This window comes from Enterobacter sichuanensis (genome assembly GCF_009036245.1).
Taxonomy (GTDB): domain Bacteria; phylum Pseudomonadota; class Gammaproteobacteria; order Enterobacterales; family Enterobacteriaceae; genus Enterobacter; species Enterobacter sichuanensis.
Genome location: NZ_CP027986.1, coordinates 2,739,052 through 2,760,567 on the forward strand (window position 1 = coordinate 2,739,052; position 21,516 = coordinate 2,760,567).

General features: G+C 54.5%; 19 protein-coding genes. 10 read left to right on the forward strand and 9 right to left on the reverse strand.

The genetic code is table 11. The annotated features are described in order from the left end of the window. Positions 1-3 precede the first annotated feature (3 nt). Complete coding sequence (gene tssJ, locus C1N69_RS13225; protein WP_047958915.1) at positions 4-507, reverse strand: type VI secretion system lipoprotein TssJ; 504 nt, start codon at positions 505-507, stop codon at positions 4-6. A 21-nt stretch (positions 508-528) separates the two neighbouring features. Next, positions 529-1,023, reverse strand: a complete 495-nt coding sequence (locus tag C1N69_RS13230; RefSeq protein WP_025756852.1) for a hypothetical protein — start codon at positions 1,021-1,023, stop codon at positions 529-531. Positions 1,024-2,024: 1,001 nt separating this feature from the next. On the opposite strand from C1N69_RS13230, the gene C1N69_RS13235 reads away from it, so the two are divergent. Next, on the forward strand, positions 2,025-4,313 hold the full coding sequence (locus C1N69_RS13235) for an FdhF/YdeP family oxidoreductase (protein WP_155031351.1): 2,289 nt from the start codon (positions 2,025-2,027) through the stop codon (positions 4,311-4,313). 22 nt (positions 4,314-4,335) lie between these two features. After that, on the forward strand, positions 4,336-5,232 hold the full coding sequence (locus C1N69_RS13240) for a LysR family transcriptional regulator (RefSeq protein ID WP_059386828.1): 897 nt from the start codon (positions 4,336-4,338) through the stop codon (positions 5,230-5,232). Here the strand turns inward: C1N69_RS13240 and C1N69_RS13245 are convergent. Continuing rightward, the gene (locus C1N69_RS13245) at positions 5,211-5,969 is read right to left on the reverse strand and encodes a phosphate/phosphite/phosphonate ABC transporter substrate-binding protein (RefSeq protein ID WP_155031352.1); all 759 of its coding nucleotides are present in this window, start codon (positions 5,967-5,969) and stop codon (positions 5,211-5,213) included. The genes C1N69_RS13240 and C1N69_RS13245 overlap by 22 nt on opposite strands. Then, entirely contained in the window at positions 5,962-6,933 is a 972-nt protein-coding gene (locus C1N69_RS13250; RefSeq protein ID WP_088244434.1) for a fatty acid desaturase, read from the reverse strand. Before C1N69_RS13250 ends, C1N69_RS13245 begins: the two co-directional genes overlap by 8 nt. 148 nt (positions 6,934-7,081) lie before the next feature. Between C1N69_RS13250 and C1N69_RS13255 the strand changes: the two genes are divergently transcribed. From C1N69_RS13255 to C1N69_RS13275, 5 genes are all read left to right on the forward strand, one after another. Next, the gene (locus C1N69_RS13255; protein WP_155031353.1) at positions 7,082-8,062 is read left to right on the forward strand and encodes a GlxA family transcriptional regulator; all 981 of its coding nucleotides are present in this window, start codon (positions 7,082-7,084) and stop codon (positions 8,060-8,062) included. A 78-nt stretch (positions 8,063-8,140) separates the two neighbouring features. Continuing rightward, positions 8,141-9,151: a type I glyceraldehyde-3-phosphate dehydrogenase gene (gene gap / locus C1N69_RS13260; protein WP_025756858.1), complete on the forward strand. Its 1,011-nt coding sequence runs from the start codon at positions 8,141-8,143 to the stop codon at positions 9,149-9,151. A 280-nt stretch (positions 9,152-9,431) separates the two neighbouring features. After that, the gene (locus C1N69_RS13265) at positions 9,432-10,136 is read left to right on the forward strand and encodes a hypothetical protein (RefSeq protein ID WP_155031354.1); all 705 of its coding nucleotides are present in this window, start codon (positions 9,432-9,434) and stop codon (positions 10,134-10,136) included. Then, positions 10,136-10,354 (forward strand): hypothetical protein, encoded by a 219-nt coding sequence (locus C1N69_RS13270; protein WP_155031355.1) that lies wholly within the window; start codon positions 10,136-10,138, stop codon positions 10,352-10,354. Before C1N69_RS13265 ends, C1N69_RS13270 begins: the two co-directional genes overlap by 1 nt. Before the next feature lie 4 nt (positions 10,355-10,358). Further along, on the forward strand, positions 10,359-10,838 hold the full coding sequence (locus C1N69_RS13275; protein ID WP_047958922.1) for an Hcp family type VI secretion system effector: 480 nt from the start codon (positions 10,359-10,361) through the stop codon (positions 10,836-10,838). A gap of 47 nt (positions 10,839-10,885) precedes the next feature. On the opposite strand, the gene C1N69_RS13280 is transcribed toward C1N69_RS13275, so the two are convergent. Continuing rightward, positions 10,886-12,073, reverse strand: coding sequence for an MFS transporter (locus C1N69_RS13280; protein WP_025756859.1), 1,188 nt, complete (start codon positions 12,071-12,073; stop codon positions 10,886-10,888). Positions 12,074-12,188: 115 nt separating this feature from the next. On the opposite strand from C1N69_RS13280, the gene C1N69_RS13285 reads away from it, so the two are divergent. After that, a complete protein-coding gene (locus C1N69_RS13285) occupies positions 12,189-13,145 on the forward strand; it encodes an AraC family transcriptional regulator (protein ID WP_047958923.1) in 957 nt (318 codons plus the stop codon). Positions 13,146-13,158: 13 nt separating this feature from the next. Here C1N69_RS13285 and C1N69_RS13290 read toward each other — a convergent pair whose 3' ends face one another. Continuing rightward, the gene (locus C1N69_RS13290; RefSeq protein WP_155031356.1) at positions 13,159-14,538 is read right to left on the reverse strand and encodes a carbohydrate porin; all 1,380 of its coding nucleotides are present in this window, start codon (positions 14,536-14,538) and stop codon (positions 13,159-13,161) included. Between the two features lie 94 nt (positions 14,539-14,632). Then, complete coding sequence (locus C1N69_RS13295; RefSeq protein WP_047958925.1) at positions 14,633-15,991, reverse strand: glycoside-pentoside-hexuronide (GPH):cation symporter; 1,359 nt, start codon at positions 15,989-15,991, stop codon at positions 14,633-14,635. A 366-nt stretch (positions 15,992-16,357) separates the two neighbouring features. Here C1N69_RS13295 and C1N69_RS13300 point away from each other — a divergent pair, with 366 nt between their 5' ends. Then, the gene (locus C1N69_RS13300) at positions 16,358-18,043 is read left to right on the forward strand and encodes an alpha,alpha-trehalase (RefSeq protein ID WP_155031357.1); all 1,686 of its coding nucleotides are present in this window, start codon (positions 16,358-16,360) and stop codon (positions 18,041-18,043) included. A gap of 61 nt (positions 18,044-18,104) precedes the next feature. Here C1N69_RS13300 and C1N69_RS13305 read toward each other — a convergent pair whose 3' ends face one another. Both C1N69_RS13305 and C1N69_RS13310 read right to left on the reverse strand, forming a co-directional pair. After that, entirely contained in the window at positions 18,105-20,207 is a 2,103-nt protein-coding gene (locus C1N69_RS13305) for a TonB-dependent siderophore receptor (RefSeq protein ID WP_155031358.1), read from the reverse strand. Between the two features lie 113 nt (positions 20,208-20,320). After that, positions 20,321-20,575, reverse strand: a complete 255-nt coding sequence (locus tag C1N69_RS13310; RefSeq protein WP_008502662.1) for a GlsB/YeaQ/YmgE family stress response membrane protein — start codon at positions 20,573-20,575, stop codon at positions 20,321-20,323. Between the two features lie 206 nt (positions 20,576-20,781). Between C1N69_RS13310 and ycgR the strand changes: the two genes are divergently transcribed. Then, positions 20,782-21,513 (forward strand): flagellar brake protein YcgR, encoded by a 732-nt coding sequence (ycgR, locus tag C1N69_RS13315; RefSeq protein ID WP_025756866.1) that lies wholly within the window; start codon positions 20,782-20,784, stop codon positions 21,511-21,513. The last annotated feature ends 3 nt before the right edge of the window (positions 21,514-21,516 follow it).

Genomic DNA, 21,516 nt, shown 5'->3' on the forward strand with positions numbered 1-21,516 from the left:
GCGTTACTGGCTGATGACCCGAATGCCGTTCACGTCGAGAAAGACGTTGGCCTGAAGTTCATCTGCGGACCATTTCCAGAACTGGTAGATATGATTTTCGCCAGGCACAGGCAGAGGGAGTGAAACGCGCCATTTTTTGCCATCCAGCATCTGATATTCCGCCATCACGCCAATATAGCGGGCCTCCGGAGAGCTTTGCCCGCTGAGGGTTTTAGATAGCTGACCCGGCATCAGGAAGAAAACATCGCTGTTCAGCAAATTCGCGCCAAGCGTGGCTGACGCGTTGTTCTGCAGGGAATAGAAGTCGCTGGACATAAAATCCGCATCGGATTTCAGCAACAGTACCCGAACCTTAAGCGGCGCAGATTCATTGATTTGTGGATGGGCCTGAAACTGCAGATTGTAGCGGGAAGGGTCGCTGTGTGAAGACGACGTACAACCACTGACAAGGGCGAAAACCACCGCGTAAAAGAGTAACCACAGCGTATGAAAATTTTTATTATTCATAAAAATGCGCTCATGACGCCGTTAGTTCAGGATCCAGGTACCGTTAGCGCTGTCTTTGCAGGCTTTGCTGTTACCATCGACATCGACACAGGTCGCTTTTTTACGCACCTTAGGACGAATGGCCTGTTTACGCACGGCAGCTTCATACTGATCGGCTTTAATCACGGCACGCATCGGGACGTAACCAATCAGCTGATCGTTACCTTCATCGGCAAGCGCCATCCAGTAGTGTTCAACCTGCCCCAGCACCACGTACGTTTTTCCGGTATCGAGCGTGCGGATAACCTTGCCGCCAAAGTCAGGACGGCTCATCAGGGAGGCCGGATACATGGCACGATACGGTGCGTTGACCGGCGTGAACTCCGTCGGCGGCGTCACCGCATGACGGTGGGTTAAGGTCACGCCGTTGACCTGGCTGGTCTCGATCGTATCGTCATTGATCACAGGTTTCTGCGGCGCTTTACAGCCCGCCACCGCCATTACAAACAGAAGTGAAAACAGTACGCGCATTTTCATATGCTTTTCCGTAGCGATATTTCGATGATGGAGAAAAGGGGATGGAGTTTGACTTAAGTGCTATTGTTAAAATAGCCAGGATAATTTCGGGGCGTTACTGGTTTACAGGCATAGCTACCGCACGAGCCCTTCAGAATAAGGCCCTGTGTCTTCCTGACATATTTTGACAAACGGTAAACAAGTTTACATGAGCTTCGCATCAATTCAATATTTACCGCCACGGAAGTGGTGGTTAATGAAGCAGTCGGAAAATTATAGGATTAATCTGATCAAAAGGCGTGAAATGTCTTACATGCGCTTATTTCCCCACCAACACCCATTCTAATACACTGTTTTAAAAAGGAAAAATACAAAAAGAGAACCAGTTTCATTAACCCAATACGGCTATTATCGCCACTACCATAATTAGTAGAATTCCCGTATTCGTGATGTCAGAAAAATATATCGACGATGAATTATTTGTTGCACTAACAGGGCATCTTTAATATTTAACGCCATTGGCGATCGCCATTCAGACATTTCTTTTATGCTGCGCGGCGTTAATTTCACAGCTCAAAATAAGTTATATTTCATGTTGTGATAATTCACCACTTAGACATAAATTATATCCATTAATCATTAAGCCCGAGTAAACCTTTACGGCTTTATCTCCAGTGAAAAATGCGCTTCATCCCAGGCCGGGCGTGATGAATGGCTTTTCCCTACCCTCATCTGTTTCATTCGAAATTTTAATGATGCTACATCCGCCCTGCTCGTTGCCATTTATCGCACCTACCGCTTGATAGATAAGATTTATTATTAAAATGATAAAATTTCGTTATAATTTCTTTAAATCTTTAAGCAACACGTCAGATAATCCACTGAATTAACTACCATTTTAGATAAGTCATTTTGCAGTGCCGCCTCACCTGCGTGAGCCGGGCGTCATTGCTGTTACTTATTGCCATTTCAGTGGTTTTCGTGATGCCGCCGTTGTAAGACTGAACAGATCAGGAGTTGGTATGAACAAGAAAAGACGCGCAGTACCCGGTATCAGACATTATGCGGGTCCTGCCGGAGGCTGGGGCGCGTTGAAGGCCACGGCCATCGCGGTACGTACCCAAATGGATACCTTTGATGCCCCGGCGACGCTGCTGCGCACCAATCAACCTGACGGTTTTGACTGCCCGGGCTGCGCGTGGCCTGATAAAGAACACAAATCAACGTTCCAGTTTTGTGAGAACGGTGCCAAAGCAGTGACCTGGGAAGCGACCACCAAACGCGTGACCCCGGCGTTTCTGGCCGAAAACAGCGTCACCTCGCTGCTGGCAAAATCGGACTTTGAACTGGAAGGATACGGTCGGCTGACGCATCCCCTGCGCTATGACCGGGAAAGCGACACCTTCAGGCCTGTGGAATGGGACGAGGCGTTTCAACGCATTGGCGAGGTGATGCGCGGGCTCGACCCGAACCAGGTTGAGTTCTATACCTCCGGGCGGGCGTCGAACGAAGCGGCGTATCTGTTCCAGCTGTTTGCCCGGGAATACGGCACCAATAACTTCCCCGACTGCTCGAATATGTGTCATGAAGCCACCAGCGTCGGTTTGCCACGTTCGATAGGCATCGGCAAAGGCACCGTCTCGCTGGACGATTTCGACAAGACTGAGCTGGTGATCTCCATCGGCCATAACCCCGGCACCAACCATCCGCGCATGATGGGCACCCTTCATGAGCTGTCCCGGCGCAATGTGCCAATCATCGTTTTTAACCCGTTACGCGAGCGCGCGCTGGAACGTTTTGCGGATCCGCAGAGCGTGATTGAAATGGCGACCTACGGCTCCACGGATATCGCTTCAACCTATTTCCAGGTGAAGGCCGGGGGCGATGCCGCCGCGCTGAAAGGTCTTGCCAAACATCTGCTGGAAATGGAGGCCGAACGCGGCGGCGTGCTCGACCATGCCTTTATTGCGGAACACACCCAGGGCTTTGAGGCGTTTGCCGCGGATATCGCACAAACCCGCTGGGAGGATATTGAGCGCGAGTCGGGTCTGAGCCAGGCAGCGCTCAAAAAGGTAGCCGAGGCCTATGCGAAATCGAATGCCACCATCATTACCTACGGGATGGGGATTACCCAGCACAATAAAGGGACGGCCAATGTCCGCCTGATCGCTGACGTGCTGCTGCTGCGCGGCAATATTGGCAAACCCGGCGCGGGAATATGCCCGCTGCGCGGCCATTCAAACGTGCAGGGAAACCGCACCGTCGGGATTAGCGAGAAGCCCACACCGGCCTTCCTGAACCGTCTGAAGGAGGTGTTCGGTTTTGAGCCGCCATCTCACCATGGGCATGACGCGGTGCAGGCGACGCAGGCGATGATCGACGGCAGGGCAAAAGCGCTTATCTGCCTCGGCGGTAATTTTGCGGTGGCGATGCCCGACCATGAACGCGGTTTTCCGGCGATGGGCACTCTGGATCTGAGCGTCCACATCGGCACCAAGCTGAACCGTACGCATCTGCTGGTGGGTAAAGAGACGTTTATCCTGCCTTGTCTGGGTCGTACCGAGCTGGATATGCAGGCAACCGGCCGTCAGTCCATCACCGTTGAAGACTCGATGTCGATGGTGCATGCCTCTTCCGGCAAGCTGAAACCCGCCTCACCGTTGCTCCGGTCTGAACCGGCTATCGTCGCCGGTATGGCGAAAGCGACCCTGCCGGCCACGCGCGTGGACTGGATGACGCTGGTTGAGGATTACGACCGCATCCGCGATCTGATCGAGCAGACCATTCCAGGCTTTGAGCACTATAACGCGCGGATCCGCGTTCCCGGCGGTTTTCGGATGCCGCTGCCGCCAACGCAACGTATCTGGCCAACGGCGACGGGAAAAGCGATGTTCTCGGTATTCGACGGTGTTCACGAGAACGCCAGCGGTGAGGGTGAGCACGTTCTGCGCCTGATCACCCTGCGCAGTCACGACCAGTACAACACCACCATTTACGCCCTCGACGACCGCTATCGTGGCGTGTTTGGTCGCCGCGACGTGCTATTTATGAACGAAGAGGATATGGCGCAATCAGGGCTGGAACACGGCGACCGGGTGGATATCGAAACCGCCCTGCCCGGCAGCGTACAGCGTCTGGAAGACATCACCGTGGTGGCGTACAGCATCGCCCCGGGCTCTGTCGGCGCCTACTACCCGGAGGCCAACGTACTGGTCCCGCTCGATTATCTGGACAAGGACAGCGGTACGCCGTCTTATAAATCGGTTCCGGTTCGCATCACCCTGCGCTCAAAAGAGATCCGCATGCTGTAACGCCGTTTGCGCAGAGAAAAAGATGGATATTAAACAGTTAAAATATTTAATCGCACTCGACGAGACCCGGCACTTTGGTAAAGCGGCCTCCCAGTGCAACATCACCCAGCCGACCCTCTCCATGCGTATCCGCAGCCTGGAGGAGGAGCTGGGGCTGGTGCTGATTGTGCGCGGACAGCGCTTTGAAGGGTTCACACCGGAGGGGGAACGCATTCTCGCGTGGGCTCGCGCGCTGCTGGCCGCGCACGACGGGTTACAGGCGGAAGCGTCGCTGTGCAAAGGCCAGGTGGTGGGTGAATTACGCCTGGGGATGGTGCCGCTGGCGAGCGTGGATCCGATGATCTTCATTCGCCTGCTGACGCAAAAATACCCGGAGCTGACCTACAGCCTCTATTCCATGTCCTCGGCGCAGATTGCCGATGGCGTCAGCCGCAACCAGCTCGAACTGGGGATTTGCTACCTGAACAGCATCGACACCAGCCTGTTCGATATTATCCAGTTGCCCAAAACGAAGATGGGCCTGCTGCACGACACCCGCCATTTCCGGTTAAGCCAGGAGAGACTGACCTGGCCCGATCTGACGGCGTTTCCGCTGGGGTTTCTGACGAAGGGGATGCACTACCGGGCGCATATGGAGGCCAGCTTCCAGTCTGCCGGCATCGAACCGACGTCGGTGTTTGAAAGCGACTCCACGTACCAGATCATTCAGGCGGTTCAGAGCGGCGTGTGTTGTGCCGTGATGCCACTGAACAACGGGCTGGAAGAGTTGAACAGCCATTTCAGGATAGTCCCGATTGCCGACGCGGATATCGAGGCCCCTGTCGGCCTGATTATGCGCCGACAGAGACCCGTCTCCTCGCTGGCGCTGCGCTGCTTTAACGACGCGCAGGGGATTTTTCAGTCGGACAGTACGGCGTAAGCCTGACGCGTCACCACGCTAAAACCGCCGATCAACACCGCGTCGCACACCTCCCGGTGTGCTGGTGAACTCACCAGCGCGTGGAGCGCATCGCGAATGGCGTTCAGGGTTTCAGGCAAGGTGTGATGCGAGGTGATTAGCGGCAACCCAGGCGTCAGGGGGGTGCGGTCAATGACCGCCAGCCCCGCAAGCCGTTCCGGCTCGTGATGCTGGAGCAATGCCCAGGTAACGCAGTCGATGGCCGCGATATCCCCTGCCCCGCGTTTGACCTCAATCAGCGACTGGCGATGGCTGCCGCTAAAGGACGTTTGCGCGAAAAACGGGCCGTCCTTCACCAGGGGAGCCACTTTTTTTCGCAGCGCATGATAGCCGGACTGCGAGTCGGCCGAATTACAGACCGCCCGGCGTCCGCGAAAATCAGCCAGCGAGAGATGCCGATCCTCCGCACGCACCGCCAGCACGCTGCGGTACTGATACCCTTCACAACCGGGTGCCGTGTAGTGAAAACAGCCAACCACCTGCACGTCAGGGAGCCGCGTGACCAGCGGATAACCACAGGTCTGGCTGAGAATAAGCCCGGGCTGTTGCCAGTGCGTCAGCAGTTCAGACTCCGGCCAGTCCGGGTCACCCTCGACGGGCACACCGCGCGCGGCCAGCAAACCTTTTACCGTCCGCCTGAGCGCGCGGGTGTCAGCGCGATCTACCGCGTACATGGGAAACGCCAGCAGGTTACTCATACTTCTCCCCTTGTTGAGCTCCGGGATGAACGGTGACATCGACGGGCGCGGCCCAGAACTGACGTAACCATTCGCCATAGCCCCTGACGAGAAAACCGTGGTTTCGCTCCCGGTACGCCTCCCGGTTCTGCTGGTAGATACGCTTCAGCGCGTACCAGGGGACGCCAGGTAAATCATGGTGTACTGAATGGTAGTTGAGATTTAAAAACAGCATCCGCCAGAACAGCCCGGCCTCGTTGATGACGGAGCGCGCGAACGGGTCATCGGCCGCACGGTGTTCGTAAAACGATCGGACCTTGGTCAGCGCCAGCGCCGGATAACTGACCGCCAGCACAAACCAGACGGGGGAAAAACCGACGTGCGTCATCCAGGCGAAGAGTGCCGCCAGCAGCGTGATGTGAACCAGCCACATCGTCATCGCCCGAAGCTGTAGATAACGAAACGCCGCGACGGCGCTGCCCAGCGTCTGCAGAATATCCAGCAGCGGCGCCAGCAGCAGCCGTCCGGCAAAGGTGTTTCGGGCGCGGATCGCACGCTTCTGCCAGGGGGAAAAGCGCGCCCAGCTCTCCTCGGTAAAATAGTACGACTCCGGATCATCCACCGGATGGGTCAGGCTATCGTACCGGTGGTGGGCCAGATGAGAATCCCGGTACAGGCCATACGGGTACCACACCGCCAGCGGGAGCGTGCCAAACAGCTGGTTAAGCCAGGCAAAACGCGTGGGGTGTCCGTGGATCAGTTCATGCTGCAGGGACATGTACCAGGCGGTAAACCCTGTCAGCAGCAGCGTGGCGGGCAGCAGGCCGAGCGTTTGCCAGAACGCCAGCGTGGCAAACCAGCCCGCATAAATCGTCACGATCAACAGCCAGGTGGGCAGTTCGCTTCGCCACAGAAATCCCGATGCGAGATGGTGGATTTGATTGCGTTGTTGCGGATGTAAATAGAGGGAGCTTCGTTTACCCATTCCTTCAGACGCCGTTTCGCCAGAGACAGTGCCCTGACGATCGGGGATAACATCTGAAATCACAAACAACTTAAATCGCTTTGCTTTGCCAGAAACGTGCAGTGCGGGCACGCTTGACTTATTTTGTAATAAAGGTACTTTTCAGGACATGAAGAAGATCCTGATTATTGTTCCTGACGGCGGCATGCTGTTTGAATCTGCCGGTATCGCCGACATTCTGATGCAGGCCAACCGGCTGCACCCGGAAGGACCGGCGAAGCCCTGCTATCGCATCATCATTGCGACCACCCAACCGCACCAGGTGATCCACGGTCAGTCCGGCCTCAATCTGCTGGCGGACTATCGCCTGCCGGACCTGGATCCCCGTGAGCCGCTGGATACCATCATCATTACCGGTCGCGGGGTGAACGAGCAGGAAAGCCTCGCGGTGGTGGACTGGCTGCATCTCGCCGCGCCCCATGCGCGGCGGGTCGCCTCCATTTGCGGCGGCGCGATGCTGCTGGCCCAGAGCGGCTTGCTGGACGGTCGTCGCGCGACCACCCACTGGCGGCTGCTGGAGACCATGCAGGCTCAGTACCCGTCAATCCGGGTCGAAGGCGGCCCGCTGTATATTCAGGATGGGCCCGTCTGGACCTCCGGCGGGGTGAGTTCCGGGTTTGATCTGACCCTGGCGCTGGTGGAAGACGACTACGGATTTACCCTCGCCCGCGACGTGGCGCAGGATATGGTGATGTATCTGCGCCGCCCCGGAGGGCAGCTGCAGTTCAGTCGCTACAACCTGCAGCAGCCCGGTACATCGGGTCCGATAAGCGAGCTGCAGGCCTGGATGCTGCAGAACCTCACCGCCGACCTGTGTGTGGAAACTCTGGCTGAAAAAGCGGCGATGAGCCCGCGCAATTTCACCCGCGTGTTTACCCGTGAGACGGGCGTCTCGCCTGCCCGCTACGTGACCGAAGCGCGTCTGGCCGCGGCCCGCCAGCTGCTTGAGCAGACCAGCGATCCCCTTGAGCGCATTGCTGAACAAAGCGGGTTTGGCACCAGTATCAATTTGCGGCGCGTGTTCGAGAAACAGCTCCACCTCACCCCGGGCGAGTATCGCCAGCGATTTCACTGCCGGAAAATGGCGTAATCTGATCCTTTTTTGTCGTTTACGCCATCCCGCCTGACGCCTACAGTGACTCCAGACAACAGAGATAAGGAGTGCACCATGGTTAAGGTCGGTATTAACGGTTTCGGCCGTATCGGACGTAATTTCCTGCGCGCGGCGCTGGGCAACCCGGATCTGCAGATTGTGGCCATTAACGATCTGACGGACAGCAAGACCCTCGCCCATCTGCTGAAACATGACTCCCTGCTGGGGAAACTGCCCGCTCCCGTTGAAGCGGCCGACGGCGCGCTGCAGGTCGACGGGCAGAGGATCACCGTATTCAGCGAACGCGATCCGGCGAATATCCCGTGGCGTGATGTCGGCGTGGACGTGGTGATTGAGGCCACCGGCTTCTTTACGGAACGGGAAAAAGCGGCGGTACATATCACCCACGGTGGCGCAAAACGCGTCATTATCTCCGCCCCCGGAAAGAACGACGACCTGACGATTGTTATGGGCGTCAATCATGACCAGTACGATCCCGCCCGGCACGTTGTGGTGAGTAACGGGAGTTGCACCACCAACGGTCTGGCACCGGCGGCTCAGGTGCTGCATCAGCAGTTCGGGATTGAGCATGGCCTGATGAACACGACGCATGCCTACACCAACAGCCAGGCGCTGCACGACCAGCCAGAGAAGGATCTGCGCGGCGCGCGCGCGGCGGCGCTGTCGATTGTGCCTTATTCCAGCGGCGCGGCGAAAGCGCTGGGGAAAGTGATCCCCTCCCTGGACGGTAAGCTGACCGGGTATTCCCTGCGCGTGCCGGTTCCGGTGGTGTCGATTGTCGACTTAACGGTGACGCTGAGCCGTAACGTGACCGTCGAAGAGGTAAATGAGGCCTTCCGCCACGCGGCCGCCAGTGGCCCGCTGAAAGGTATTCTGGGGTACAGCGATGAACCGCTGGTCTCCAGTGATTACCAGGGTGATCCGCGCTCCTCAATTATTGACGGGCTTTCCACGCTGGTGATTGGCGGGAATATGGTGAAAATCCTCGCGTGGTATGACAACGAATGGGGATTCTCAAACCGTCTGGTGGATCTGGCGGTGTGGATGGATAAGAAAGGGTTGTAATACCTGCATTAATCCCGGGTGGCGCTTGCGCTTACCCGGCCTACATATTATGTCATTATTCAAAATATCTCTCCCCCCCTCGCAGAATTAATAAATTAAGATTATCCTAAGCCTATTCAACGGCTGCTAATTCATCACATCAATTATAAAAAAGCATCCATTGACTTAGAAAATAGGTTAGTGGATATTCTTTATTTTACTTTTAAAAATGCGAGTGCGATCGCTGTCCACAGGTGACAACGTAGCCCATGATAAACTCTGTACACAACAGGGACAGGCTATGTATTACAGTAAATCGATTATCGAAAAAATAGGGTCCGATAAAGAACTTGCTTTAAGGCTTGATCGCGCCATAGCTGGAGTGAGAGACGGAGCTATTGAATATTTAAATAATCTTGGCGATGCTACAACACGCTTACTCTATTATACGTCTTGCTTCACGGATAATTACCAGGATGTATGTAAGCGATTAGGTTATGAAGATTTAAGGTTTTTAGCAGGAGTAGCACAACTCGTTAAGCATAGAGATATAATTTTTAGAATGGTTAGGATTTATATTGAAACGATACTTCATAACAAATCCAATAGCCAAAGAAAAAGCATTCTTGAAAGTATAATACCATTTACAACAAACTACTCAGTAAAGCAGGTCTCTAAAAATGGGTTGATTTATGCCGTCACGTCATACATCTGTTATGGTAATAACATGAACGCGGCCGTACAAAGTGCATTTGTGAAAAAGATTGGTTGGGGCACAGGAGGTGTAATTAGCGTATTAAACCTTTACGCTATAGTCCAGCATGCGGCAGACAGCGCAAATACACTGAAAAAATTCCAACCGTTGTTTTACCATGCGCTGTATGTTGAAAAGCTGGAAATGATGTATTTTCTTATTGAACCCGTGATAATGAAGACCGGATATCTTAACTTAAACACTGCATCCGATGGTGAAATTGCTGATGCGATAAATAAAATGATGCGATAATGTGGGAATCTATAAAAGAATTTTTGATGCAATTTTTAAAAAGTTTTTTAAAAGATATTATGGATGATTTTTTTTGGTATGGCACTGGAATATTCGCTGTCATTCTAGGTGCTGTCGCAGTGAGTTTTATAGAAGATGAAGAAATTGCACTAAGGATTTTTGGGATTATTTTATTAGTTGTTTACTTCATTGCATTTCGCTACAAAAACAAAGGGTAAATAAATGTCTACACCAGCACATATATGGCTCACAGATGAAAATAACGCCCCGATTACAGGGGAGTGTTTAATGCCTACGAGATTGGGCTCTACCGAACTAAAATCGTTTAACCACTCTGTGTGGATCCCCACCGATTCCAACACAGGAAAACTGACAGGAACACGACTTCATGTGCCAATTACCTTTGAAAAAGAAATAGATCGCATCACACCCTATCTATTTCGTGCCGTCTGTACAGGTAAAATCTTCAAAACAGCATTAATCAAAATGTATAAGATTAATGACGCCGGGATCGAGCGTGAATATTTCAATATCATTCTGGAAAATGTCAAGATAACAAGAATCTCCCCTTTACTGCACCCGTTAGGTATCGCAAGTGCTCATATGGAAGAAGTCGAACTGCGATATGAATCAATCGAATGGAAATATTGTGACGGAAATATAGTGTTTAAAGACACCTGGAATGAAAGAGCGACTGCCTAGAATAATGGATATCTATAAATACCCTCTCCCGAAGGAGAGGGAAAAAATCACTCCGCCTTAACTTTCACGCCCATAAATACAATCACCATCGCCGTCACCAGCAGGAAACCGCTGCCGGCGAAGACGCCTGTGGCACCGTTGAGATCAAACACCGCCCCGCCGCCGGCAGCGCCAGCGCTTATCGCCAGCTGGATTGAGGCCACCAGCAGCCCACCCGCACTTTCGGCTTCATCCGGTACGGTGGTGGCGAGCCAGGTTGACCAGCCCACCGGAACCAGACCAAAGGCAAAGCCCCACAGCGCAACCAGTAAGCCGTCCAGCATGGCCAGATGACCAAACGCCACCATGGTCAGCGCCAGTACGCCCATGGCGAACGGCACCAGCGCGAGCGTCAGATGCAGATTGCGTGACAGTAAATGCCCGGCAACCGACGTTCCCACAAAGTTGGCGATACCAAAGCCCAGCAGGATCAGCGAGATACTCTCCACGCCCACCTGACCAACCGTTTCCAGGAATGGACGCAGGTAGGTAAAGAAGGCAAAGTGGCCGCTGAAGATCAGGATGGTCGCCAGCATGCCGCCGATCATCCCCGGACGACGCAGCACGCGGAACAGCGTCCCAAGACTGCCGCTGCTCTCAGGTTTCATAGAGGGCAGCACCCACAGCTGCCACAGCAGCGCCAGCATGCTCGGCAGAATGCAGAGAATAAACACGTTGCGCCAGCCAATCAGGCTGCCAAGATAGCTGCCCAGCGGCGCCGCGACCACCGTGGCAATCGATACGCTGGAGAAGATCACCGCCAGCGCCTTCGGCACTTTATCGGCAGGAACCAGACGCATCGTCGTGGCCGTCGACATCGCCCAGAATCCCCCGATGGCAATCCCTAACAGCAGGCGTCCCATCAGCAGAACGTGCAGCGTGGGCGCAAAGGCTACCAGCAGACTGGAGATGATTTGCAGCACCGAGAAAAACATCAGCACCCAGCGGCGGTCGATACTCTTGGTCGCCGGAGTAATCAGCAACCCGGTGACCAGCGCCACCAGCGCGGTGGCGGTTACCGCCTGCCCGGCCATCCCCTCGGTGACGCCCAGGCTTGCGGCCATCGGCGTTAACAAACTGGCGGGCAGAAATTCTGCCGTGATCAAACCAAACACCCCCAGCCCCAGTGAATAGACGGCCCGCCAGGCGGGTTTTGCAGGCGCAACAGCCTCTCTCGCCGCGACACATGAACTCATCTGTTGATCTCCCGTTATGAAAATGTGACAACTGTCGCAAAAGCATAGAGGGTTCACCGTGGACGATCTATGACATATAATCTCCACTTATTGATTATTCGTCCGGAGTTTTGCCATGACCGCTCAGTCCCCCGATCTGATCAGCGAACTTTTGCACGGCATGCGCTTGTCGGGCGTGAAATATCGTCGCATTGAAGCCAGCGCGCCGTTCGGAGTGGCGTTCAACCAGGCCCCCGGCCGAGCGCAGTTTCATTTCGTCAGCCGCGGCAGCGCCCTGCTGCGTATGGAGAGTGGCGCAACGTTCACCTTAAGCAGCGGTGATGCCCTCTTTATTCCGAATGGCGACGCACACGCCCTGCTGTCGGACGAACAGGCCACCCTCACCCCGGTCACCGCGTTTCCCAGCGAGCCCATCTGCAGCTCAGTTTGCGCGATCACCTGCGAGCCGTGTCCGGACAGCGAGAACACCATCATCTTTAGCGGCTGTATGGATTTTGAACTGGGCGGGATGCAGCCGCTGATCAAAGCGATGCCGGAGGTGATGATGGTCAGCCGACTGATGTCCACGTGGCCGGAGATCCATCCGCTGCTGGCGGCGATGGAGCGTGAATCCCTGACGCGTCAGGCCGGTTTCGCCGGGATCCTCGCGCGTCTGGCCGACGTGGTGGCGGCATTAATCGTGCGCGGCTGGGTGGAAGGCGGCTGCGGGAAAGCCACCGGCTGGGTGCAGGTCCTGCGCGACCCGCGTCTGAGCCGGGCGATCTACGCCATGCACCAGCAGCCGGGGCTGAACTGGAGCGTGGCGGATCTGGCGAAAGAAGCCGGCACCTCCCGCTCCGTGTTTGCAGAACGCTTTCTTGCGGCGACGGGAACCACGCCGGCCAGATATCTCAGCGAGCTGAGAATGCGGCTGGCCATTCAGTATATTCGCCATGAGAACCAGCCCATTGAAACGGTGGCGCTGCGGCTGGGGTATGGATCGCTCGCGGCGTTCAGCCGGGCGTTTAAGCGGATTATCGGCCATGCGCCGGGGATACTGCGGGAAGCCAGCCAGACCCCGGAAGAGGCCTGACCGGCGTACGGCATCAGAAATAGTATTTAAAGCGCACGCGTCCGCCGTAGCGATCGTCGCTTCGGTCATCGCCATCGTTCGGATGCGCTTCCACCCAGGAAGCATACGCGCCAAGATAGATGTTGAAATTCTTCATCTGCATCACGTTAGGGATCAGGTATGACGCATGAATGGTGTGAATATCATAATCCCCGGGATCGGTCACCCAGCAGTCGCCGTCGCAGTCCGCGTCGAAGTTTGCGGTGTTGAAATTGTCGATCTGGTTATGCGCGTAGATATAGCCCAGTTCGAAATTGCGCCATAAGCCATTCACGCCCGCGGTGAAATCCGTCTCATCCGTGGCATCCATGTAGGCGGTATTCAGATTCGCCACGATCCCGTCATCCGGATCGGTTTTTTGCCCGTTCCAGGTCAGGGTGAAACCGTAGCCGGTGCGCTCAGACTGGTCTATCCATTTTCCTGACGCATCACGGTAGCCATAGGCGTTGTTGACGAGGTTGCTCTCCATCGCGATGGCCGTCGAGAAGTTCCCTTCCTGCCAGGCAATGACCGGCCGGACATAGGCGACGTTTTTATCGTTATCCAGGTCCACACCGTGATACTGCTGGTCCACAAACAGCGAACTGCCATCTTCCAGCAGGGTGTTAACCTCGAGATACCAGTTACCCAGCGTTTTGCTGAGCAGGAAGTTACCGCCGCTGTCGCTACGCCCGCGCCCCTCTTTCATCATGTAGATGTAGCCGTAGCCATCGCTGTAGAGATCGTTGGCGGTGTTGCCGGAATATTCAACGAAGGTATCCTGATTAAGCGGGAACATGTCATAGGCTTCGAAGCGGCCCACTTTCACCTTCCAGTCGTTTTCTGTGCCAAAGAAGAAAACGGCATCATCGAGGTTCATTTTGCCCGTTAAGTCAGCCAGCGGCTGCACGGAGAAGCCGGTGAAATTGCCGTTTGCCATCCGTTTATAGCCGTCAAAACCTAACAGCAGACGCCCGTTAATATCCCAGCGTTCATGGCTGCCGGGCGCCCAGTCTTTGTTGGCCGTCGTTTTCATGGAGGTTAAACTGCCGGTCTTGCTGGCTGCGTCCATATTAAATTCAACGTCGCCATAAAACTTAATATCACCGTAGCCGGATAACGTCAGCTTCGGTGCCGCTTGTGCTGTCGCAGGCTCCGTCGCTTCCACCACAACAGGATTTGCGACCGCGACCGTTTGCTGCTGTTTTTCCAGTACCTGAATTTGTGCCTCCGCCTTTGCCGCCCGGCTTTCGGCTTTTTCGAGACGCGCCTCCAGTTGCGCCAGTTTATCTTCCAGACGCTGGGTATCGTTTGCTGCCATTGCTCCGGTAGTACAAAACGCACTGACAATGAGTGCAAGGGTTTTCACTTTCATCGACTCCATCCTCGTGAGTTAATCATTATTTCCTGACGGACACAGAGAACCTCACCGATAATTCGCATGAATTATCGGCTTACTACTGAAAGCATTATGAGTTAGCGAATTCGCCTTTATTTAAATCATTCACCACGCCATTCATGACGTTTTCCGTTAATTTATAAAACTTAATGGAGAATGCAGTGAGTAAATAAAAGAGAGAGGGAATCAAGGTAAACAGCAGAATGACGCCCTGAACGGCGGATTCCGATTGTACCGTGCTGCTGGATTCATAATTGTACCAGGCCAGTACCCAGCCCAGAATAGCACCGCCGACCGCCACCCCTAATTTAATGACGAATATATTGGCCGCAACATTCATACCTGTAATTCGACGCTGGGTTTTCCATTCACCGTAATTATTTGCATCGGTGATCATCGACCACTGCAGCGCACCGTTACCGCCCTGAACAATCTGAATAAGAATGTGGGCAATTAAGGGAATAACCCAAAATTCCAGCGGCAGCCAGAAACAGGCCACGCCTAACACCGCATTCAGAATATTGATCCAGAACGAGAGTTTGACCTTGCAAAAACGGGTGCCAAATGGCTGTGCCAGTACGGAGCCCAACATCGAGGCCAGCATCCCGCCCAGCATAAAGTACGAGATGATGTCGGCTCCTTTGTTCAGAACGGTATTAACGTAATAGACCACCGCGCCGCCGCGGATCACCACCGCTACCAGCATCATAAAGTTGTAGATGGAGAGAATGCGCCACTGATCGTTACGAAAGAGGATCTTAACGTCACGGGCAATGTTGAGATTCTCTTCTTTGATAGGCTGCACGCGCTCTTTGGTGGTGACAAAACAGACGATAAACATCAGGCAGCCGATCGCGCCGAAGAGCGCCATCGCCACCTGAATACCTGTTGCTCTGTCGCCCGGGTAGAGGTAATCAGCCAGGGGCAGAATGAGGGCGGTGCCAAGCGCCCCGCCAATCGGGGTGATGGCAAAACGCCAGGACTGCAAAGAGAGGTTTTCGCGTGGGTCGGACGTTAACGCCGCCCCCAGGGAGCAATACGGGATATTAATGGCGGTATACATCAGGGTCATAAATATATATGCGCCGACGGCATAATAAATTTTTCCGGTTTCGGTAAAATCCGGAATGGAATAAACCAGCACGCAACTCACCGCAAAAGGAACGCATATTGCCAGCAGCCAGGGCCGAAAACGGCCCCAGCGCGTGGAGGTTGCATCAGCAATTGCGCCCATAATCGGGTCGGTAATCGCATCTAATAAACGCACCAGAAGAAACATGGTTCCCATGACGGCCGGGGGTAATCCATAGATATCCGTATAGTAATACGCCAGAATGGCCACCGATGAGTCAAATACAATATGACTCGCTGCATCGCCCAGGCTATAGCCTATTTTCTCTTTGACCGGAATTTTCTCTGCAATTGACATCGCGTGACTCCTCATTTATGAAACCGGTTTCTTTCGTAGCGACAATTTCGCCTGAGAGCCATGCGGCGATCCATTATGTTTTTTCACCTCGAACTTATGTTTTTTGCTTTATGTGATCGTGATAATTAAAAGAAAGCGTTCATCGGACACATTCTGTGCAACGGATCGCACTTTATTTTCTGTGCCGTTAGATATTCACAAAATCAATATTCCAGCGCGTCATACCGGGCATGAAACGCAACGGTAAATAGTCTGGATTTGTGCAAAATGCGATGTTCGGCACGCGAAGCGCGTCATATTCGACTAAGGTTTTCTGGTGATTGATGACAGCGTAACTGCTGCTCAGTGAAATAAGGAGAAGCACCAATGATAATCCCACAAAAGCTGCGCCCTCGCCTCTTACCTGTGGTTCTGGGCAGTGCGCTGCTCGCGGTGGCCGCTTCTGGCTACGCGGAAGAGATGAACGCAGGCCAGACGAATTCACCGGATATTTTGCTCGGGCCCCTCTTCAGCGACGTTCAGAGCGCCAAACTCTTTCCCGATCAAAAAACCTTTGCCGACGCGGTGCCAAACAGCGATCCCCTGACAATCCTTGCCGACTACCGTATGCAACGTCGTCAGTCCGGGTTTGACTTACGCCATTTCGTCGAGGTGAACTTTACGCTGCCGGGTGAAGGAGAAAAATATGTTCCGCCCGCAGGACAAAGTTTACGTGAGCACATTGACGATCTCTGGCCGGTGCTGACGCGCACCACCGACAAAGCCAGCAATAAATGGGATTCCCTTCTGCCGTTACCGAAGCCGTACGTTGTGCCTGGCGGACGTTTCCGTGAGGTCTACTACTGGGACAGCTATTTCACCATGCTGGGCCTGGCGGAGAGCGACCACTGGGACAAAATCAGCGATATGGTGGACAACTTTGCGTATGAAATTGACACTTTCGGGCATATTCCCAACGGCAACCGCAGCTATTACCTGAGCCGCTCCCAGCCGCCGTTCTTCTCGCTGATGGTTGAACTGCTGGCGACCCACGACAGCGATGCGCTGAAGAAATATCGTCCGCAGATTGAAAAAGAGTATGCCTACTGGATGGATGGCGTTGACGCCCTGCAACCCGGGCAAGCCAACAAACGCGTGGTGAAGCTGGATGATGGCGCTATCCTCAATCGCTACTGGGATGACCGCGATACGCCGCGCCCGGAATCCTGGCTTGATGATGTGAATACCGCCAAAAGTAACCCGAACCGTCCTGCGACCGAGATCTACCGTGATTTGCGTTCCGCTGCGGCCTCGGGCTGGGACTTTAGCTCCCGCTGGATGGATGACCCGCAAAAGCTCGCCACTATCCGGACCACCAGCATCGTGCCCGTGGATCTGAACGCCCTGATGTTCAAAATGGAAAAACTTCTGGCCCGGGCAAGCCAGGAGAGTGGCGATGCCGCCAGCGCAAGCAAATATGAGGCGCTGGCAACGGCACGCCAGAAAGCCATCGAGAGCCACCTGTGGAATGATAAAGAGGGCTGGTACGCTGATTACGATCTGAAGAGCAAAAAGGTACGTAATCAGCTCACCGCCGCGGCCCTGTTCCCGCTTTACGTGAAGGCCGCGGCGCAGGATCGTGCCGATAAAGTCGCAGCGGCAACCTCATCGCGCCTGCTACAACCGGGTGGGATTGCGACCACCACCGTCAACAGCGGCCAGCAGTGGGATGCACCAAACGGCTGGGCTCCGCTACAGTGGGTGGCCACGGAAGGATTGCAGAATTACGGACAAGATAAGGTCGCGATGGACGTGACCTGGCGCTTCCTGAAGAACGTTCAGCATACGTACGACCGTGAAAAGAAACTGGTCGAGAAGTATGACGTGTCGACTACCGGTACTGGCGGCGGCGGTGGAGAGTATCCGCTTCAGGATGGCTTCGGCTGGAGCAACGGCGTGACGCTGAAGATGCTGGACCTGGTATGCCCGAAAGAGAAACCGTGCGACAGCGTGCCGGAGAACCGGCCTGCAGCGAATGACGAGGTTGCGCCAGCAAAAGCTACGGCGCAGTAACGTGTATTGCCGGGTGGCGGCTACGCCGCCCGGCCTACATTTTGCCCTCAAAGGGCTTTGCTCAGAAACTGTAACTCGCCCCTAACTGATACGTCCGGTCACGCCCAATCCAGCAGTTTGTTGCGTCGTAACAGGTAAGCGTCTCTTTGTTGGTGATGTTCTGCGCGCTGGCTTTAAGCGTTAGCCCTGCAAGCGACGGCAGGATTTCGCCCATCCGGTAAGAGGCCGACAGATCGTACTGCGTGGTCCCGCCCAGTTTACCCGCATCGTTAGCTGGTGAAATCTCCATGGAGCCAGTGTAACGCGCCCCCGCACCCAGCATGAGCCCTTTCAGCGGCGTGTTTTCAAAGGTGTAATCTCCCCAGAGGTTAAAAGCATTCTCCGGCACCTGCGTCGGCCGTTTGCCCTGGTACTTATCATCTTCGGTATTGATTGCGTGGGTGTAAGCATAGTTGGCAATGAGCGTCAGATTATCCGTCGGACGGCTGACGACCGAGAGCTCTGCCCCTTTGGATTCCACCTCACCGGTCTGGCTGTAATTCAGGAACCCCGGATCGGAGGTGACGACATTTTTCTGACGGATGTTAAACACCGACGCCGTCAGGGTGGTGGCATAATCGGCCAGCAGGTATTTCACCCCACCTTCCACCTGTTTGCTGGTGGTCGGTTTCACCTCTTTCGCCGTGAGCGTTCCCTTTGGCGACACTGGCGCAAAACCTTCGGAATAGCTGATAAACGGTGAAATTCCGTTGTCGAAAGCGTAAAGCGCGCCCAGACGTTTAGTGACGCGATCCTGGGATACCCATGCCTTGTCGCCGTTCTGCAGGTAATTGGTGGTAACGGAGCGATAATCATCGTAGCGCAGGCTGGCCAGCAGATTTAAGCCGCCAAACGCGACCTGATCCTGCAGGTAATAGCCGTTCTGCTGATAGCTCAGACGGTTTTTCTGGGCGGTATAAAGCCCCAGCGCGTTTTCATGGATCTGCGAATAGTCAGGATCGCGCATATCGATACCCGGCGTGGCCGCCGCATACCGGTAGTGGAAGTGGGAGTTCAGCTTCTGATAGTCAAACCCGGCCAGCAAGTGATGTTCCCAGTCGCCCAGCGCCACGGTTTTGGTGACCTGGTTATCGATATTGAAGCTCTGCAGATCTTCATCCGTGGTATAGGCAAAGCGGTTGAGCTGATAGACCTCGCTTCCCGTGCCCGTTGCATAGACGCTGCGCTGATGCGTGTCGACGTCGAAATAGCGTGCCTTCTGGTTAAAGCCCCAGCCGCTGTCAAACGCGTGTTCAAAGCTGTAGCCCAGCATCCATTGCCGCTGCTTAAACCCGCTCCACTCATCGCCGGCGTAATCGCGCTTGCCCGCGTATTTCGAGCGCAGGTAAGAGAGCGGCAGCGGGTTCGATGGGGTCAGACCTGGGCTGTTCTGCGCCAGCGCATCCACGGTGAGGCGGGTTTTGCTGTCGGGCTGCCAGGTGACAGACGGGGCAACGAGATAATTTTCATAGCGGCTGGTGTGCGGCTGATCGTCATTTTCCGTCGCTTTGCCCAGCAGACGGTAGTTCCAGTCGCTGCCGGCAATCTGCCCGGTTGAGTCAAGATAACCCTCTTTCAGATTGCGGTTGCCGGTGTTGAAGCCGAACTCGGTTCGGGCTTCCCGCTGCGGCTTTTTACTTTGAATATTCACCAGCCCGCCCGGCGAGGCGCCGCCGTAGAGCACCGATGAAGGGCCTTTCAAAATATCCACGCTGTCAATCAACAGCGGATCGATACGGGCCTGAGTATTGCCGGTCACGTTGTAGGGCAACTGCAGCCCGTTGTAGAACTCCTGGTCGACGGTAAAGCCACGAATTTTATATTCGCTCAAATAGGAGGTATTCCCCCGCACCTCCGTCGAGACGCCCGGCGCATAGCGCAGAATTTCATTCACCGAATTCGCGTGACGCTTTTCAATTTCCGGGGCAGAGAGGGTCGTGATGACCTGCGGCGTTTTACTTTCTGCCACGGCCGATTTCGTGGCACTGTTTGTCCAGGTTGGCAGCGCGCTGCCCTGCTCTGAGCCCGTGACGACGATGGTTGATTCTTCGGCGAACGCCTGAACCTGTAATGCCAGCGTGATAGCGCCCGCCAGGGCGCATAGCGTAAAACGTGAGGTATGCATAATGTCGTCTTGTTGTTGAATGCAATTCGGAACGACAATTATTATCATTTAGATTAACAAATCAATATTCAGGCAAAAAAAACGGCCCTCCGCAGAGAGCCGTTTCCGTTAATTTATGCTCGTCGCAGTAACCTGAATATGCCCAGCACCACAATGGCGCCCACAACAGCGACCAGAAAACTGTGCAGGTCAAAACCACTTATGTTGCCGCCAAAGCCAAACATCGTCGCCAGCCAGCCGCCCACAACCGCACCAACGACCCCGAGTACGCAGGTCAAAATAAAGCCGCCGCCGTCGTTTCCCGGCATGATCAATTTCGCGATAGCGCCAGCAATAAGACCGAAGATAATCCAGGCGATGATACCCATAGCGATGCCCTCTTGCAGGTTTAACGCATGCGCAGAAAACCTTCTGCGCAGCTAACTTAAGTATAGGTTATCGCCAGAAAACCATTTTCTTCTCACCGACTTATCTTTGCTGAAGCCGAAAAAAAACTCACCGGTTTGTATTAAGTTTCATTGCGGCGTGCCGATAACGCTAAGACAGTCTGTCATTTATCAAGGAGCCATCCGGCGTGAGTCATTACAGTGAGCAGTTCCTCAAGCAAAATCCGCTGGCTGTATTAGGGGTATTACGCGACCTGCAAAAAGGCGAAGTGCCGCTGCGCATCAGCTGGTCGAATAATCAGTTCATCAGCAAGATCCTGGACGCCTCGCAGGAGCGGCTGGTGATTGATTTAGGCAGTCAGGAGTATGAAAACCGTGCGGCGCTGAAAGCAGAGAATCTCGCGGTGATGGCCGAAACCCAGGGAGCTAAAGTGGAGTTTGTCCTGTCGCGACTGGAACTGCGCGAATACCAGGGACTTCCGGCCTTTGTGACCCCGCTTCCCTCCAATCTCTGGTTTGTTCAGCGTCGTGAATATTTCCGCATCAACGCCCCGCTTCATCCCGCCTATTTTTGTAAGGCCAAAATGCCGGACAAAAAAGAGATCCGCTTCCGTCTCTTCGATCTGTCGCTCGGCGGTATGGGCGCACTGATGGATACGCCGAAACCTGACGGACTGGTAGAAGGCATGCGGTTTACACAAATCGAACTGGATATGGGTGGCTGGGGCCGTTTTTATTTCGACGCGCAGTTGATTGCTATCAGCGATCGCACCGTTGTGGACAGCAAAAATGAAACCATCACCACCCCGCGTCTGAGTTTCCGTTTCCTCAACGTCGGCCCCGGTGCAGAGCGTGAGCTGCAGCGCATTATCTACTCACTGGAGCGAGAGGCGCGGGAGCGCGCCAATAAAATTCTGTAAGGA